This is a genomic window from Nocardioides ganghwensis (assembly GCF_014779655.1).
In the GTDB taxonomy this organism is placed as follows: Bacteria; Actinomycetota; Actinomycetes; order Propionibacteriales; family Nocardioidaceae; genus Nocardioides; species Nocardioides ganghwensis.
Genome location: NZ_JACXYX010000004.1, coordinates 239,134 through 255,355 on the forward strand (window position 1 = coordinate 239,134; position 16,222 = coordinate 255,355).

The 16,222-nt window shown below is 72.6% G+C and carries 12 protein-coding genes; 6 read left to right on the forward strand and 6 right to left on the reverse strand.

What is annotated here, in order from left to right:
* Entirely contained in the window at positions 1-825 is an 825-nt protein-coding gene (locus IEZ24_RS06715; protein ID WP_129453819.1) for an amino acid ABC transporter permease, read from the reverse strand.
* A gap of 7 nt (positions 826-832) precedes the next feature.
* Positions 833-1,675 carry a basic amino acid ABC transporter substrate-binding protein gene (locus tag IEZ24_RS06720; RefSeq protein WP_129453820.1) on the reverse strand — a complete coding sequence of 281 codons (843 nt, stop codon included), beginning with the start codon at positions 1,673-1,675 and terminating at the stop codon, positions 833-835.
* Between the two features lie 212 nt (positions 1,676-1,887).
* Between IEZ24_RS06720 and IEZ24_RS06725 the strand changes: the two genes are divergently transcribed.
* The gene (locus tag IEZ24_RS06725) at positions 1,888-2,457 is read left to right on the forward strand and encodes a GNAT family N-acetyltransferase (RefSeq protein ID WP_129453821.1); all 570 of its coding nucleotides are present in this window, start codon (positions 1,888-1,890) and stop codon (positions 2,455-2,457) included.
* Between the two features lie 13 nt (positions 2,458-2,470).
* On the opposite strand, the gene IEZ24_RS06730 is transcribed toward IEZ24_RS06725, so the two are convergent.
* The gene (locus IEZ24_RS06730; protein ID WP_318151916.1) at positions 2,471-2,938 is read right to left on the reverse strand and encodes a hotdog fold thioesterase; all 468 of its coding nucleotides are present in this window, start codon (positions 2,936-2,938) and stop codon (positions 2,471-2,473) included.
* Positions 2,939-3,023: 85 nt separating this feature from the next.
* On the opposite strand from IEZ24_RS06730, the gene polA reads away from it, so the two are divergent.
* Positions 3,024-5,741, forward strand: coding sequence for a DNA polymerase I (gene polA / locus IEZ24_RS06735; RefSeq protein WP_129453822.1), 2,718 nt, complete (start codon positions 3,024-3,026; stop codon positions 5,739-5,741).
* Positions 5,742-5,843: 102 nt separating this feature from the next.
* On the opposite strand, the gene IEZ24_RS06740 is transcribed toward polA, so the two are convergent.
* Positions 5,844-7,097 carry a lipopolysaccharide biosynthesis protein gene (locus IEZ24_RS06740; RefSeq protein WP_242498396.1) on the reverse strand — a complete coding sequence of 418 codons (1,254 nt, stop codon included), beginning with the start codon at positions 7,095-7,097 and terminating at the stop codon, positions 5,844-5,846.
* Positions 7,098-7,198: 101 nt separating this feature from the next.
* Between IEZ24_RS06740 and IEZ24_RS06745 the strand changes: the two genes are divergently transcribed.
* Positions 7,199-8,977 (forward strand): hypothetical protein, encoded by a 1,779-nt coding sequence (locus IEZ24_RS06745; protein ID WP_129453824.1) that lies wholly within the window; start codon positions 7,199-7,201, stop codon positions 8,975-8,977.
* Positions 8,978-9,031: 54 nt separating this feature from the next.
* Positions 9,032-9,175 carry a hypothetical protein gene (locus tag IEZ24_RS06750; RefSeq protein WP_224744984.1) on the forward strand — a complete coding sequence of 48 codons (144 nt, stop codon included), beginning with the start codon at positions 9,032-9,034 and terminating at the stop codon, positions 9,173-9,175.
* A 78-nt stretch (positions 9,176-9,253) separates the two neighbouring features.
* On the opposite strand, the gene IEZ24_RS06755 is transcribed toward IEZ24_RS06750, so the two are convergent.
* On the reverse strand, positions 9,254-10,417 hold the full coding sequence (locus IEZ24_RS06755; protein WP_129453826.1) for a glycosyltransferase family 4 protein: 1,164 nt from the start codon (positions 10,415-10,417) through the stop codon (positions 9,254-9,256).
* Between the two features lie 79 nt (positions 10,418-10,496).
* On the opposite strand from IEZ24_RS06755, the gene IEZ24_RS06760 reads away from it, so the two are divergent.
* Positions 10,497-11,309, forward strand: coding sequence for a class I SAM-dependent methyltransferase (locus tag IEZ24_RS06760; protein WP_165355986.1), 813 nt, complete (start codon positions 10,497-10,499; stop codon positions 11,307-11,309).
* On the opposite strand, the gene IEZ24_RS06765 is transcribed toward IEZ24_RS06760, so the two are convergent.
* Entirely contained in the window at positions 11,303-12,022 is a 720-nt protein-coding gene (locus IEZ24_RS06765) for a class I SAM-dependent methyltransferase (protein WP_129453828.1), read from the reverse strand. The genes IEZ24_RS06760 and IEZ24_RS06765 overlap by 7 nt on opposite strands.
* A 101-nt stretch (positions 12,023-12,123) precedes the next feature.
* On the opposite strand from IEZ24_RS06765, the gene IEZ24_RS06770 reads away from it, so the two are divergent.
* Entirely contained in the window at positions 12,124-16,215 is a 4,092-nt protein-coding gene (locus IEZ24_RS06770) for an alpha-(1->3)-arabinofuranosyltransferase domain-containing protein (protein WP_129453829.1), read from the forward strand.
* Positions 16,216-16,222: the final 7 nt, after the last annotated feature.

The following is a 16,222-nucleotide window of genomic DNA, read 5'->3' on the forward strand; positions in this document are numbered from 1 at the left end:
TCACCGGGCCTTCTGCTGCTTGTGCTCGAGCCACGACACCAGTCGGGTGAGCGGCAGCGTGATCAGGAGGTAGAGGATCGAGGCCTGGATCAGGCTGGTCGCGGTCCCGGCGGTGGCGCTCGAGGCCATGAAGTCACGCGCGATCGTGGTGAGCTCACGCTGGCTGGCGGCGAAACCGATCACGAACAGCAGCGCCGTGTCCTTGATGAGCAGGACGAACTCGTTGGTCAGCGGCGGGATCACGATCCGGAACGCCTGGGGCAGCACCACGGTGACCGTGGTGCGGCCGGCGCTCATGCCGAGCGAGCGCGCGGCCTCGGTCTGGCCCTTCGGCACGGCCTGGATGCCGGCCCGGATGGTCTCGGCCATGTAGGCGGCGGCGACCAGGATCAGGCCGACGACGCCGGCGCCGACGGTGCCGCCTGGCGGGGTCCATCCGTTGAACGCGATCGGGATTCCGAACGCCATCACCAGGACGACCAGCAGCACGGGCAGGCCGCGGAAGAACTCGATGTAGGCGGTGGCGATCCAGCGGTAGGCCGCCACGGGGGAGAGTCGCATCAGGGCGAGCACGACCCCGAGCACCAGCCCCGCCCCGAAGGCGACGGCGGTGTAGATCAGGGAGTTCTTGACGCCGACCGTGATCAGGTCGGGCCAGGTGCCCCAGTCACCGGTGAACGGGTTGCCGATGCCGGCAGGGGCGAAGAAGTTGGCGCGGATGGTGGCCCAGTCGGCACTCAGGCCGACCAGGAGCAACACCCCCAGCAGGACGGCGTAGAGGACCGCCCTGCTGAGGGTGCGACGCGTCGAGCGCTTCAGAGCCACGCGCAGGTCACTCGGTCGCGAAGTAGGTGTTGTAGATCTCGTCGTAGGTGCCGTCGTCGCGCATCTCGGAGAGCTGCTCGTTGACCGCGTCGACCAGCTCCGTGTTGCCCTTCTTCATCGCCAGGCCGTAGGACTCGTCGGTCGAGTAGGTCTCGACGACCGAGAAGCCGCCCTGCTCCTGGTGGTTGATGTTGACGGGGAGGTCCTGCAGCAGCGCCTCGACCTGGCCGGCCTTGATCGCCTGGAACATCTCGGCGTCGCTGGGGAAGGACACGATGTCCGCGCCGCTGGCGTTCTCCTCGGCGTAGGCCTTGCCGGTGGTGCCCTGCTGGACGCCGACCTTCACGCCGTCGAGGTCGTCGATAGAGGCGATGTCGGAGCCCTCGGCCACCAGCAGCGACTGCTGGGAGTCGTAGTAGCCGTCGGAGAAGTCGAGGGCTGCCTTGCGCTCCTCGGTGATCGTCATCGCGCTGGCGGCGATGTCGCACTGGGCGGCGTTGAGGGCCTGGCCGCTCTGGAGCGCGTCGAAGGAGGAGTCCTTGACCTCGAGCTCGAGCTCGAGGCCGTCGGCGATCGCCTGGACGATGTCGATGTCGAAGCCCTTGAAGCCCGACTCCGAGGTCTCGTCGAAGTCCTCGAACGGCGGGTACGGGACGTCGGAGCACACCGTCAGCGTGCCGCTGGAGATGGTGGTGAGGCCGGACTCGTCGCCGGAGCCGCTGTCGCCGGCCGAGTCGCCGCCGTCGTCGGAGCCGCACGCCGTGAGGACCGTGGCGAGCGCCAGGGTGGACGCGAGGGCGATGGAGCTCCGGATGATGCCGCGCGGACGCGGAAGGGTGCTGGATGACATGCCGGGGAGCGTAGTGCACTGCTCGGGGCGGGGAGGGAGACGCGCGAGGCATCGTCACCCGGCCGTTACATTCGCCCGGGTCGCCCCGGACATCACAAGTAGTGCCACCTCGCCATGGCGTGCGGGACGGCTTGGGCGTACCCTCGCCCGGGTGTGGTGCCGCATCAGGAGCGGCGGGGGACCACTGTGGGTGCTCGAGCAGAGGTGGGTCGATGAGTCGGACGCCGGTGACCGTACGCGCAGCAGGGCCGACGGACGTCGCCTCGCTGCGGGAGCTGTGGAGCGACATCCTGCGCAAGGGCGGTCTCGACGAGCAGCTCGCCGACGTGGCGCGCGTCGTCGCCGAGGCGGACACCTCCGACACCCGCCTGCTCGCGGTGGCCGAGGTCGACGGCGAGGTGGCCGGTGCGGTCTACCTCGAGGCGACCACGTTCACCCCGCTCAACCTCGAGCCCGCGGTCCTCGCGGTCTCGCCCCACGTGTTCGCGCGGTTCCGCCGCAAGGGCGTCGGCAGCGCGCTCATGGAGGCCGCCTGCCGCTTCGCCGACCAGCACGGCATCACCCACGTCCAGACCGCCGCGGCCGCGGAGGCGCGCGACGCCAACCGGTTCATGGCGCGGTTGTCGTTCGCACCGCAGGCGACGCTGCGCGCGGCCACCACGAGCGCCGTACGCGCCCGGCTGCCCCAGGCGCGCCAGGTGACGCAGGCCGCGACGAGCCGGCAGCGCATCGACCGGGTGCTGGCCGCGCGTCGGATCCGCCGCGAGCGCGTCCCGGGCTGAGCCGGGGCGGCGCTCAGCGCTGCGGAGCGTCCAGCAGAGCGCAGGTGATCCGCGAGGTGCACACCCGTCGGCCCTGGTCGTCACTGATCACGATGTCGTACGACGTCGACGAGCGGCCGAGGTGGATCGCGGTCGCCACGCCGGTGACCGTCCCCGACGTGGCGGCGCGGTGGTGGGTGGCGTTGATGTCGACACCCACGGCGATCTTGGCGGGGTAGGCGTGGATGGCCGACCCGATCGAGCCCAGGGTCTCGGCGAGCACCACCGAGGCGCCGCCGTGAAGGAGGCCGTACGGCTGGGTGTTGCCCTCGACCGGCATGGTCGCCACGACCCGCTCGGCGGAGACCTCCACGAGCTCGACCCCCATCTTGTCGTTGAGGCGCCCGTTGCCCTCCGGCATGAAGGCGATCAGCTCCTCGACGCTCAGCTGGGCCAGAGACTCGGGACGGGACTCGGGACGGGACTCGGGTGGCGTGCTCATGGCCCCATTCTTGCGGAGGGTCGGCCCGCGCCACGGGCGGGTTCCCGGGCACGGCGGTGTCGGTGGCGGCGGATAGAGTCGGCGGGTGCCTGAGACGAGCGAGCCCACCCCCGACGAGCACCGCCGCCCCCGCCTCCTGCTGCTGGACGGCCACTCCCTGGCCTACCGGGCCTTCTTCGCCCTGCCGGTGGAGAACTTCGCGACCGCGTCCGGCCAGCACACCAACGCCGTCTACGGCTTCACCTCGATGCTGGTCAACGTCCTGCGCGACGAGGCCCCCACGCACGTCGCGGTCGCGTTCGACAAGTCTCGCCAGACCTTCCGGCTCGAGGAGTACAGCGACTACAAGGCCAAGCGCAACAAGACGCCCGACGAGTTCGGCAGCCAGCTGCCGCTGATCCGGCGCGTCCTCGACGCGCTGCACATCCAGCACCTGTCGATGGACGGCTACGAGGCCGACGACATCATCGCCACGCTGGCGACCCAGGCGCTCGCCGAGGGTATGCAGGTGCTGATCATGACCGGCGACCGCGACTCCATCCAGCTCGTGACGGAGGACTCCACCGTCCTCTACACGATGCGCGGCGTGAGCGAGCTGGCCCGCCTGACGCCCGCGGCGGTGCATGAGAAGTACGGCGTGCCCCCGCACCGCTACCCCGAGCTCGCTGCCATCGTCGGCGAGACCTCCGACAACCTCCCGGGCGTGCCGGGCGTCGGGCAGGGCTACGCCGCGAAGTGGATCAACCAGTTCGACGGCCTCGACAACGTGATCGCACGTGCCGACGAGATCACCGGCAAGAAGGGGGAGGCCCTTCGCGCCCACCTCGGCGACGTCATCCGCAACCGCCGGCTCAACGCGCTCGTCCGCGACCTCACCCTCCCCGTACGCCCCGAGGGACTGGCGCGCCAGCCCTGGGACCGTACGGCCGGCCTCGAGCTGCTCGACGAGCTCGAGTTCCGCGGCGAGCTGCGCACCCGCCTCCTCGACACGATCGACCCCGACCCGGACGAGGCCGTCGAGGCCGAGGCCGGCTTCGAGCTGGACGGCCGGCGCCTGGCCACCGGCGAGGCGGCGGCCTGGCTCGACGAGCACGCGCCCGCCGGCACGCGCGTCGGGGTCGCGGTCCAGGGCACGTGGCGAGCGGGCACGGGCGACGTGCACTCGATCGCCGTCGCCACGCGGGAGGGACAGGCGGCCTGGATCGACGCGGCCGACCTCGGCCCCGACGACGACGCCGCCGTGGCGACCTGGCTCGCCGACCCCGGGCGACCCAAGGCCCTCCACGACGCCAACGGACCGAGCCTGGCGCTGGCCGCGCGCGGGTGGGAGCTGGCCGGCCTCGAGGTCGACACCGCGCTCGCCGCCTACCTCGTCCAGCCCGACCAGCGCTCGTACGCCCTCGCCGACCTCACCCTGCGCTACCTCAAGCGCGAGCTGCGCCAGGACTCCGCCGACGCCGACCAGCTCAGCTTCGACGCGATGGACGACACCACCGCCAGCGACACCGCGATGCTCACCGCCCGGGCGGTGCTCGACCTCGCCGACGCCCTCGACGGTGCCGTCGAGGAGCACGGCGGCACCCAGCTGCTGCGCGAGGTGGAGCTGCCGCTCATCGGCACCCTGGTCCGCATGGAGCAGGTCGGGATCGCGGTCGACACCGACTACCTCGAGGGTCTCGAGTCGGAGTTCAGCGAGCAGGTGCGCGCGGCCGCCACCGACGCCTACGACGTCATCGGCAAGGAGATCAACCTCGGGTCGCCCAAGCAGCTGCAGGTCGTGCTGTTCGACGAGCTCGACATGCCGAAGACCAAGCGCACCAAGACCGGATACACCACGGACGCCGATGCGCTCCAGCAGCTCTTCGAGAAGACCGAGCACCCCTTCCTCCAGCACCTGCTGCGCCACCGCGACGTCATCCGGCTGCGCCAGACGGTCGAGGGTCTGCTCAAGACGGTGGCCCCGGACGGGCGCATCCACACCACCTACAACCAGATCATCGCGGCCACCGGACGGCTCTCGAGCACCGACCCCAACCTCCAGAACATCCCGATCCGCACCGAGGCCGGCCGCCGGATCCGGGAGGGCTTCGTGGTGGGCGAGGGCGGCGAGTCGCTGATGACGGCCGACTACAGCCAGGTCGAGATGCGCATCATGGCCCACCTCTCGGAGGACGCCCTGCTCATCGAGGCGTTCCGCTCCGGGCAGGACTTCCACTCGATCACCGCCGCCCGGGTGTTCGGTGTCGACGCCGCCGACGTCAGCGTCGAGCAGCGCGCCAAGATCAAGGCGATGAACTACGGCCTCGCCTACGGCCTGTCCGCCTTCGGCCTCTCGCAGCAGCTGCGCATCGACACCTCCGAGGCGCGCGGCCTGATGGACGAGTACTTCGAGACCTTCGGCGGCGTGCGTGACTACCTCGGCGGGATCGTCGACGAAGCCCGCCGCTCGGGGTTCACCGAGACCATCCTCGGCCGGCGCCGCTACCTGCCCGACCTCACCAGCGACAACCGCCAGCGCCGCGAGATGGCCGAGCGGATGGCCCTCAACGCCCCGATCCAGGGCTCGGCGGCCGACCTGGTCAAGGTCGCGATGCTCGGGGTCGAGCGCGCACTCGCCGAGCAGGGCCTGCGCTCGCGGATGCTGCTCCAGGTCCACGACGAGCTGGTCTTCGAGGTCGCGCCGGGGGAGGGCGAGGCCCTCGCCTCGCTCGTCCGCGCCGAGATGGGCGGAGCCGCCGACCTCGCCGTGCCGCTCGACGTCTCGATCGGCACCGGGCGCAGCTGGCACGACGCCGCGCACTGAGCCGGCGCACCGTTCGTCCGGCAGCCGGTCGCGCGTCGTACGCCAGCGGGAACGGCGGCCCCATCCCGCCGCACGTGCGGAGCACGCTCCGGCCGAGCACCGTCAGGTCGGCAGCTGTGACGTCACCGGCGGCGGGGGAGTGGTCCTCGCGATGCGGAGGCTCGCGAGCGTGAGCACCACGAGCAGGACGGCATCCACGGCGACCACCACGCCCACCAGGCCGATGACCGAGTCGGTGCGGAGGCCGAGCGCGACGACGGTGGCCAGGGCTGCCCAGACCAGCAGCACGGTACGGCGCCCCTGCCGGGCGAGCACGGCGTACACCTGGAGCTGCAGCATCGCCAGCACCGTGCCGAGGACCGCGAACACCCAGAGCAGGTCCTCGACCTCGCCGAACTCGTCGCCACCCACGAACACCATCGCGAGGCCGGACAGCACCCGGGCCGCGAGCACGAACGCCAGTCCCAGCCCGGCGACCGCGAGCAGGCTGTGGCGCAACGCGCGCTTCCGGTTCTCGGGAGTGGCCATGTCGGGGAACGCGATCACCACGATGAACTGCGGCAGGAACAGCATCACCTTGGTCATGATCAGGCCGGCCGCGTAGAGCCCGGCGTCGTGCTCGGTGAGCACGTGCCGGGCCATGACGATGTCCGCGCTGGAGAGGGCGAAGAACGCGAGGAGGACCTGGGCGTTGAGCACGCTCTCGAGGAGCATCGCGCGCGCGGAGTGCTCAGCGGGCACCAGCTCCGGCGTACGCCGGTGCCGCAGGAACCAGGCGCCGACGGCCACCGGGAAGAGGAAGCCGATGCCGACGCCGAGCAGCGCTGTCGTCGCGTCGGGCCGCCAGAGGATGAGCGAGGTGCCGACGACGAGCCTCGGGATGCCGCCCGCCAGGTAGAACACGGCGAGGGCACGCCACCGGCGCTCGCCCTGGAGCACGCCGGCCTGGCCGCCGGCCAGGGTCAACGGGACGACGGTGAGCGCCACGATGGTGGCGGTGAGGAGGTCGTCGAGGTTGAGCAGCCGGTTGATCACAGGCACCAGTGCCAGCATGACCAGCCCGACGACGAGCGACACCTTGGCCGTCAGCCTCAGGATCGCCTTCTCGATCGCGGCGACGTGGCCCCTGTCGAGCGCGATGCGCCGGGCTGCCGTCGCCTGCAGGCCGAGTGCCCCGACCTGCACCACGAGCAGGAAGCTGAGGCAGGCGGCGAACGCTCCGTACTCGCTGGGTCCGATGACCCGCGCTGCGATGATGGTGAAGCCGTAGGTCGCCACGTTCATCACGCTGGTGGCCACGGCGACGGCGCTGCCGTCGAAGGAGCGCCGGGAGCGCACGCTTCTCGGGGCCGTCACCCGCCGCATCCTAGGCGCAACGACGCAGCGCGCCCGGAACCGGCGGCCTGCCCGGCGGCGTCGCGGGGCGGGCCGGTGCGGAGCACCTAGGCTGTGCTCTCGTGCAGAGACGGATCGGTGCTGTGGGCCTGCGCGCCGCTCCGCCACTGTGGTCGGCGGTCCTCGCCGTGCTCATGCTGGGTGGCGCGCTCGGCCCGGGCTACGTCCTGACCTACGACATGGTCTGGGTCCCGGAGCTGACGATGCGCGGGGACTTCTGGGGCACCGGGTCGAGCCTGCCGCGCGCGGTGCCCTCGGACCTCGTGGTCGCGCTGCTGGACGAGGTCGTGCCGGGCATGCTCCTGCAGAAGGCGGTCCTGCTGGGGTCCCTGGTCCTCGCCGGGACGGGCGCCGCTCGGCTGGTCCGCGGTCCTGGTCTCGTCGGCCCGTTGGCCGTGGCCACCCTCTACGTCTGGAACCCCTTCGTCGTCGAGCGGCTGGGGATCGGCCACTGGCCGCTCCTGATGACCTACGCCAGCCTGCCGTGGATCCACCTGTGCGCCCGGAGGCTGGCCTCGGGCGAGCGAGTCCTGCCGCAGCTCGTCCTCTGGCTCGCCTTCGCGAGCCTGAGCCCGGTCGGCGGCCTCGTCGCCGGCGTGCTGGCGGTGGCCGGCGTCGCCGCTTCCGGCCGGGAGGCGGTTCGGCCCCTGACGTGGGTGACCGGAGCGGTCGCCGCGGTGAACGCACCATGGATCGTGGCGGGCGCGATCCACGGGTCGGGAACGGTGAGCGATCCCGCCGCCGTCGCGCTGTTCGCCGCGCAGGGGGAGGGCGTGCTGCCCCCGTGGGCGGCGGTGCTCGGTCTCGGCGGCATCTGGAACGCGGAGGTGGTCCCGGCCTCGCGCACGGCGTGGGTGGGCCTCGCCGCCCTCGTCCTGGTGGCAGCCGTCTGCGTGGCCGGCGTACGTCCGTGGCGTCGCGACGCTGCACGGGCGGACCAGGTGGCCCTCGTGGTCCCGGCCGTCCTCGGCCTGGTCCTGGCGGTGGCGGGCGTCGTGACGCCCGGTGGGGTGGGGTGGCTGGTGGCACACGTGCCCGGTGCGGGCCTGCTGCGCGACGGGACGCGCTTCCTGGCACTGGCGGCACCGCTCCAGGCGCTGCTCTTCGGCCTCGGCGTCGCACGTCTGGCGGCGGTGCCCGCGCGCACGCCCGGCGTGGCGCTGGGCACCGCCCTCGTCCTCGCCCCGGTCGCGCTGATGCCCGACGGCGCGCTGGGGATCACCGGTCGGCTGGACGCGGTCGACTTCCCCGAGGAGTACGCGACCGCCCGGCAGGCACTGGAGACCAGCCGGGAGGCCGGCCACGAGGGCGACGTCCTGCTGCTGCCGTTCACGTCCTACCGGAGGCCCGCCTGGAACGACGGCAGGCGGACCCTGGACCCGCTCGGGCGCTACCTCCCCGCCGACTACCTCGCCAGCGACACGCTCGTCGTGTCGGGGCGCGAGATCGCGGGGGAGGACCTCCGGGCCGGGCGCGTGACGGCGCACCTCGCGACGCTGGACGCCGGTGAGCTGGAGCAGGCGCTGGCGGACGAGGGCATCGGGTGGGTCGTCGCTGACAGGGCCGCGTCGGACGCTCTCGCTGCGGACGGGGTCGACGACGACAGGTACGGCACCGAGGTCGCCCTGCCCGGCGCGGAGGTGCTGCACCGGGGGAGCCTGCTCACGGTGTGGGCGCTGCCCCCGTCCGAGGGCGGTGCGGCCCCCAGCCCTGCCGACCGGCGGCCGCTCCTCGTCCTGCTGGTGCTCGCGTGGTCGATGGCAGCGGGCACAGTGGTGGCAGCTGGCCTGGGGTTGGCGAGGAGCCTCACGAGGTCGCGCCAAATGCCTCGGGACGGCTGACGAGGTGCTACCGTGCTCTCGGTCTAGTGAACTGGAGAATTTGACGTGCAGCGAATGATCGGTGGAATCGTGGCAGTCGTCGTGGGCTTCGTGCTCGCCGGGCTCACCACCGTAGGCGTGGTGAACACGGTCAGCAGCGCCCCGTCGCAGCCCGACCAGAACGTCATGGACTACGGCACCAACCAGGTCGCCGAGTAACCAGACCCCAGCCGACACCGCCGCGCACCGAGAGGTGACCGCGGCGGTGCTTCGTGTTGCCCGGGCGCGGGCGACCGCTCAGGGACCGTCCGGGTCCTCGACGGCGACCAGGCGTCCGGCGAGGACGTCCGCCAGGACGTGGGCGAACGACTCCTGCGAGTGGGCCCACGAGAAGGTGTGCGACATCTCCCGGGCGCCCTTGCCGAGCCGCTTGCGCTCCGCGTGGTCGGCCACGAGGCGGCGTACGGTCTCGGTCAGCTCCTCGGGCGTGTCCACGAGCAGGCCTGAGGTGCCGTCCGCGATCGACTCGCGGGTGCCCCCTGCGGAGGCGTAGGCGACGGTGGGCACGCCGTGGCTGCCGGCCTCGCCGATCACGATGCCCCAGCCCTCCTTGAGCGAGGGCAGCACCATCAACCAGGACCGCGCCAGGATGTCGTGCTTCTCCTGCTCGCTGACGTGACCGGTGAAGGTGACCGCGTCGCCGGCGCCGCGCTCCGCGACGTAGGTGCGCAGGGACTCCTCCCACCAGCCGTTGCCGACGACCACCAGTGAGGCCTCGGGGTGGTCGGCGCGCAGGGCCACGATGGCGTCGATCGCGTGCTCGACCTGCTTGTGCGGCACGAGCCGGCCCAGCACGCACAGGGTGGGGGTCGCGCTGCGGGCGACGTGCGTCACCGGGGGTGGAGCGGTGCCGTTGTGCACCACCGCGATGCGTTCGCGGCCGATGCCGAGGGCGATGAGCTCGGCGCGCGTGGCGCGGGACACCGCGACGTACTGCGACCTGCGGTAGACGCGGGGCGCCACGACGCGCTCGATCCACCAGCCGACGCGCCCCAGGAGGCCGGGGAAGACCACCGGCCACTGCTCGCGGTGCACGTGGTGGACCAGGACGACCACGGGAGCCCGGGTCGCGAACCGGGTGAAGAAGGGCAGGCCGTTCTGCACGTCGACCACCAGGTCGACCTTGCCGAAGCGGCGCAGCAGCAGCCGCAGCGCCCCGATCAGGTAGATCGCGAGGTGGTCGCCACGGCGTACGAAGCGCACGCCGTCGACCACCTCGTCGGCGGGCGCGCTGTCGTGCGCGGCGCAGAAGATCGTGGCCCGGGCACCGCGCTCGACGAGGCCGCGCGCCATCGCCTCGACGTAGCGCTCCGACCCCCCTCCCTCGGGGTTCTGGGTGTCGCGCCAGTTGAACAGCACGACGTGGCGTCCCTCGAGGGACGCGGGGTTCGCTCCCTGCATGAGGCCTAGGTTACCCGCCGGTTCGGTTCGCGTCCCGTGCTCGGCCGACTTGGCGGAGCCCCTGCCATACTCCTCGACCATGGCCCCACTCGAGGCGCTGCGCGTCTTCCACCAGCGACGCATCGCCGTGCCGGTCGATGACGACGCACTCGTCCTGGACGTCGGCAGCGGCGACAAGCCCTCGTGGCGGGCGGACGTGCTCCTCGACCGCTACACCGGGGCCGAGCACTCCGCGCAGCGCTCGGGACGCGCGGCGGCCCGGGTGAGCCGGCCGCTGTTCGACGCCGACGCGGCGGACATGCCGTTCCGGGACGGGGCGTTCGACTACGCGATCTGCTCCAACCTGCTGGAACACGTCGCGGACCCGGTCGCCGTCGCCGCCGAGCTGACCCGCGTGGCGCGTGCGGGCTACATCGAGGTCCCGGAGGCGGCGAGCGCCAAGATCGTCGACTTCCCGAGCCACGTGTGGTGGTGCCGGCTCGAGGACGGGGCAACCGGACCGACCCTGGTGCTCACCGCCAAGCAGGCGCCGTGGTTCGACGCCGAGATCCACGGCTACATCGAGCGGGCCGGGGTGCGCGACGAGCTCGACGCGGTGCTGAACCGTCGCTTCGAGCACCGCGTGATCCAGTACCACTGGACGGGGGCGGTCGACCTGCGGACCGAGGGGGAGCTCGATCCCGAGTTCTACGACCGTGCCATGCGGGCCCCGGGCCACCAGCGCGGCTGGGAGGCCGTCGCGGCGCAGGCGCTCACGGCCGCCTGGACGTGGCCCACGCGCCACCGTCGCCGCGATCGCCGCATCCCGTTCGACGCGGTGGTGAAGCCCGAGCACGCCCGACCGGGGGAGATGCTGGAGCGCAGGATCTACCGGCTGGACGAGCCTCAGTAGGGGTCGTACGGGCCCTCGTGCCCGAACACGCGGGCCGCGACGGCCCGCAACCGGAGGCGCAGGAGCACCTTGACGGCGACGTTGCGCAGCCACCACGGGACCTCGCGCAGGATCCGGAGCCGGTCCCGGAGGCTGGGGCGGCCGACCCGGAAGAGGGCCAGCGAGCCGGCGCGGCGCTCGTAGCGGATGGTCCGTGACGGGAGGACCTTGGCCAGCACCCCGAGGGTGACCCCGATGGAGGAGTAGCAGTCGTGGACGAGGATCGGTGCCCCCTGCGGCAGGTGGCGCGCCCACTTGAGGTCGTCGCTCAGCGTCCAGTAGTCGTGCTTGCCGTCGATGTAGAGGTAGTCGATGTCGCGGGCCCACGTCGTACGGGCGCGGGTGCTGTAGTCCGGGAGCAGCTCGACGACGTCGCCCAGCTCGGCCGCCGCCACGTTGCCCTCGAACTTCGTCCGCGTGGACGCGCCGCCGAAGAGCCGGCCGTCGACGAAGGGGTCGACCGCCACCACCCGGCCCCCGATCGCGCGGGCAGCGGACGCCAGGACCACCGTGGACTTGCCCTGGTGGCTGCCGATCTCGACGATCAGCGGGCGCTCGGACAGCTCCTGCGCGGTGTCGAAGAGCAGCCGTGCCTGGGCCTCCGTCAGCCACCCGGGGATCGTCGAGGCGACGGTCCACGTCGCGTCGAACTCGGCGGGTCGGCAATCGGTCATGTGAAGTCCCTCGGGCGTCGAACGGCGCGGCTGGGCCGTGGTACGGACGCAGAATATAGACTCTGCGCCGCCCGGACGGATCAACACGGAAGGCAGTCCCAGTGACCGACGGCTCCACTGCCCCGGTCCGCCGACGGCCTCCGCTGCGCCTCCCGTGGCTGTGGGGCGTGCACCTGGTCGTCGTCGCGTCGGTGCTCGTGCTGAACCTCTGGCAGCAGCCCGGGCGCATCACCTTCGACACCAAGCTGGACCTCCAGCTGGACCCGGCGGACCTGCTCGTGCGCAGCGCGGACCTGTGGAACGCCGACTGGGCGCTGGGGGGCTTGCAGAACCAGGCGTCCGGCTACCTCTTCCCGATGGGGCCCGCGTTCCTCCTCGGCGACCTGCTCGGGGCACCGATGTGGGTGTGGCAGCGCCTGTGGTCGGCGCTGGTGATGCTGCTGGCGTACGAGGGTGCCCGGCGGCTGGCGGCGAGCTGGCCCGGCATCGGGCAGGTCGGCGCCGTGCTCGCCGGCCTCGCCTACATGCTCTCGCCGCGGGTGCTGACGACCGTGGGCGGACTCAGCGGCGAGACCCTGCCTGCCGCGGTGCTGCCGTGGACGGTGCTGCCGCTGGTGCTGTTCCTGCGCGGTCGGATCCGCGGATGGGTGGCCTTCGTCCTCTCGGCGGCCACGGTGCCGGTGATGGGCGGCCAGAACGCGACTCTCGTGGTGGCCTGCCTGGTGCTGCCGGCGTTGCTGCTGCTCCTCGCCTCGGGCAGGTCGTTGCGCCAACGGGCCGTCCACCTCGCGGGGTGGGGCTCGCTGGTCGTGCTCGCCTCTCTGTGGTGGGTCGTCCCCCTCCTGCTGCTCGGCTCCTACGCGCCTCCCTTCCTGGACTTCATCGAGTCCGCCAACAACACCGCGGGGTCGACGGGCTGGCTCTCGTCCTTGCGTGGCACCAGCCACTGGGTGGCCTTCTTCCCCGGTGGCGGGCAGATCGGCTGGGAGGGCGGCTACGAGCTGGCCTCCTCCCGATGGCTGCTGTTGCCGACCGTGCTGGTGGCCGGCATCGGACTGGCGGGCCTGCTGCAGCGGGACCTGTGGCAGCGTCGGGTGCTCGCCGTGTCGGTCCTCGTCGGCCTCGGAGTGCTCACGGCCGGGACCGGCGGCTGGGCCGGGTCGGTCCTCGCCGACAGCTGGCTCCACGCCCTCGACACGTGGCTCGCCCCGCTGCGCAACATCCACAAGTTCGACCCGGTGGTCCGCCTGCCGTTGAGCCTGGGCCTGGCGGCCTTCGTCACCTCCGCCGTGCCGCGCACGTGGCGCCCGACCGCTGGGTCCGCTCCGATCCCGGTGCGATGGATCTCGCTCGGGGCGGTCGCCCTCCTCGTCCTGGCTGCCGCGGGCCCTGCCGCTGCAGGTTCGCTGCGCTCCAAGGGAGGATTCGACGACATCGCAGCTCCTTGGCGCGATGCGGTCGCCTTCCTGGACGACCAGCCCGGTCCGACCCGCACGATCGTGCTCCCCGGCGCCGGCTTCGCCGTCCAGACCTGGGGACGGACGATCGACGAACCGATCCAGGTGCTCGACCCCGCGCCGTGGATGGCGCGGGCGCAGGTCACGGTGGCCCCGGCGGGCACCCTGCGCCTCCTCGACTCCGTCGAGCACTCGGTGTCCGATCCGCGTCCGCAGAAGCACCTCGCGGCCGCGCTCGAGGCCCTAGGCGTCACGCACGTGGTCGTGCGCAACGACCTCGACCCCGACGAGGTCGACGCGCCCCAGCCGGAGCTGGTGCGCGCTGCGATCGGCAACGTCCCCGGCGCCCGCCTGGCCGCGTCCTTCGGCAGCACGGAAGGCGGACCTGCCTCCGTCGAGGTGTTCGAGCTCCGCCACGACGGCGAGCCGCGGGTCGACCTCCAGGAGTGGGACGACCGGGTGGTGGTCGACGGTGCACCGGAGATCGTGCCCGACCTCCGCGCGGCCGGTCTCGTGGGGGAGCACCAGGCGGCCGTGCTGGCCGTGGGGGAGGAGGCTCCGGACGTCGTCACCGACAGCCTCCGACGGGTGGAGCGCAGCTTCGGCCGCGTCCACGACCCGCGGTCGGGCGTGATGACGTCCGCCGAGGACTACCGCGTCGACCGGCTGGCCCACGACCACAGCGACAGTGCCATGCCGACGACGCGGACGACCGCGGCGTACGACGGGGTCTCCGCCATCGCGGCCTCGAGCTCGGCGGGCTACGCCGACATCCTCGGCCCGGTGCGACCCGAGCAGCACCCCTACGCGGCGTTCGACCGCTCCATCTACACCGCGTGGGGCAGCGCCCCGCTGTCGCGACCGCAGGGGCAGTGGATCGAGGTCGCGTTCGACCGACCCACCCCGGTGGGCGACGTGTCCCTGTCGTTCGACACCTTCTCCGGTGCACCGGTGAAGTCGGTGCGGATCTCCACGGAGGACCGGTCGACGGTGGCCGAGGTGGAGCCGAACGGCGCCGTCCCGGACGTCGGCGTCGACGACGACGCCGCCAGCACCCTGCGGATCACGGTGCTGGGCGCCGCTGTCGACCGCGGCCAGGTGCGACTGTCAGACGTACGCATCGAAGGGCGAGACGTCAGCCGGTCGCTGGTCGTGCCGGGCCCGGTGTCGTCGGACACGTCGGTCTTCCTGACCAGCGAGGTGCCTCGCCGCGCGTGTGCCGTGGCCGAGGACGACCGTGTCGTCGGGTGCGAGCTGGGCTGGCAGCGGGAGACGTCCGAGACGCCGGGGTTCGACCGCACGATCACCGTGGAGGAGAGCGGTGAGTGGACCCTCAAGGGGCACGCCCTCGCGACCCACGGTCCCTCCCTCGCCGGCCTGTTCGCGCCGCTGTCGGACGACCTCGTGGACGTCGTCGCCACCTCCACGTACGGCGGCGACCCCGCGGTGAGCGCGGCCGGCGCACTGGACGGGAGGCCGGAGACCGGGTGGACCTCGGCTCCCGGCGACCCCGCCGCCGCCCTCCAGCTGACCTGGGGGCCGCGGCGGACCGTGTCACGCATCGAGGTGAGCAGCTCGCCCGACCAACCGGGGGACCTGCCCGATTACGTCGTCGTCGAGGGCGGACCCGGAACGGGCGATCCCCAGCTCGTGGCGACGCAGGGCCCACAGGCGGGAGTCATGCAACCGGTGCGGACCAACCGGCTGCGGGTGACGGCCTACGGCCAGGCCGGCCTCGACGGCGTCGGGATCGCCGAGCTCGAGGTGGCCGGGATCGGGGACCTGCAGCACCGACCCGACCCGGCGACGCCCACCGGCACTGCGTGCGGCTTCGGACCGACCGTCGAGGTGGGTGGGCGCATCGTGCAGACACGCATCAGCGGCACCCTCAGCGACATCCGGTCGGGGCGGAACCTCGCCGTCATCCCGTGCGGGAAGCGGTCGGTCACGCTGACGCCCGGCGAGCACCGCATCCGGGTGGTGAACCCCGAGGGGTTCGTCACCTCGAGCCTCGTGCTGGCGCCGTCCCCGCCGGAAGCGGGCGCGTGGGTGGTGCAGCCGAGCGTCCGGTCGTGGTCCTCCACGCATCGCGAGGTCGAGGTCTGGTCGTCCCCGGAGGCTGTGCTCGGGGTCTCCGAGAGCTTCAACCGCGGGTGGACGGCGAGCATCGACGGGACCGAGCTGTCGCCGGTCGTGCTGGACGGCTGGCGGCAGGGCTTCGTCGTCCCGGCTGGGACGACCGGAGTCGTCGCGCTGGACTACGCCCCGCAGGTGCCGTTCCGGTTGGCGCTCGTCGGCGGCCTCGGCCTGGTCGCGGTGCTCCTCCTGCTCGCCGTGTGCCTGCTCGCCGTGGGCCTGCCCGCGCGTCGCGGCGGGCGCGCCCGGGCGGGGGAGCACGCGACTGCCGACGGACCGGGCGCCGGCGACGCATCCACCGGCGACGCACCCAGCGCTCGGCGCGGCACCCGCCTGTGGTCGTACGTGCCCGCGCTCGCCGTCCTGGCAGTCGTCTCGTTCCCGCTCGCGGTCGGGGCGCTCGCCGGGTGGCTCACCCGGGACCGCCCGGACCTCCGGCTCGGTGACGCCCGGCTCGGGGCGGCCTGTGTGGGCGCCCTCGTCTTCGCCGGCGTGGCCGCGCTGTCGACGTCCGCGGTGGTCGTTCCACCGGTAGGCTCCGACGTCGTCGTGGCGCTGGCGGTGGGAGCGGTGTGCGGCCGGGTGCTCGCCCGGCCGTGACACGTCC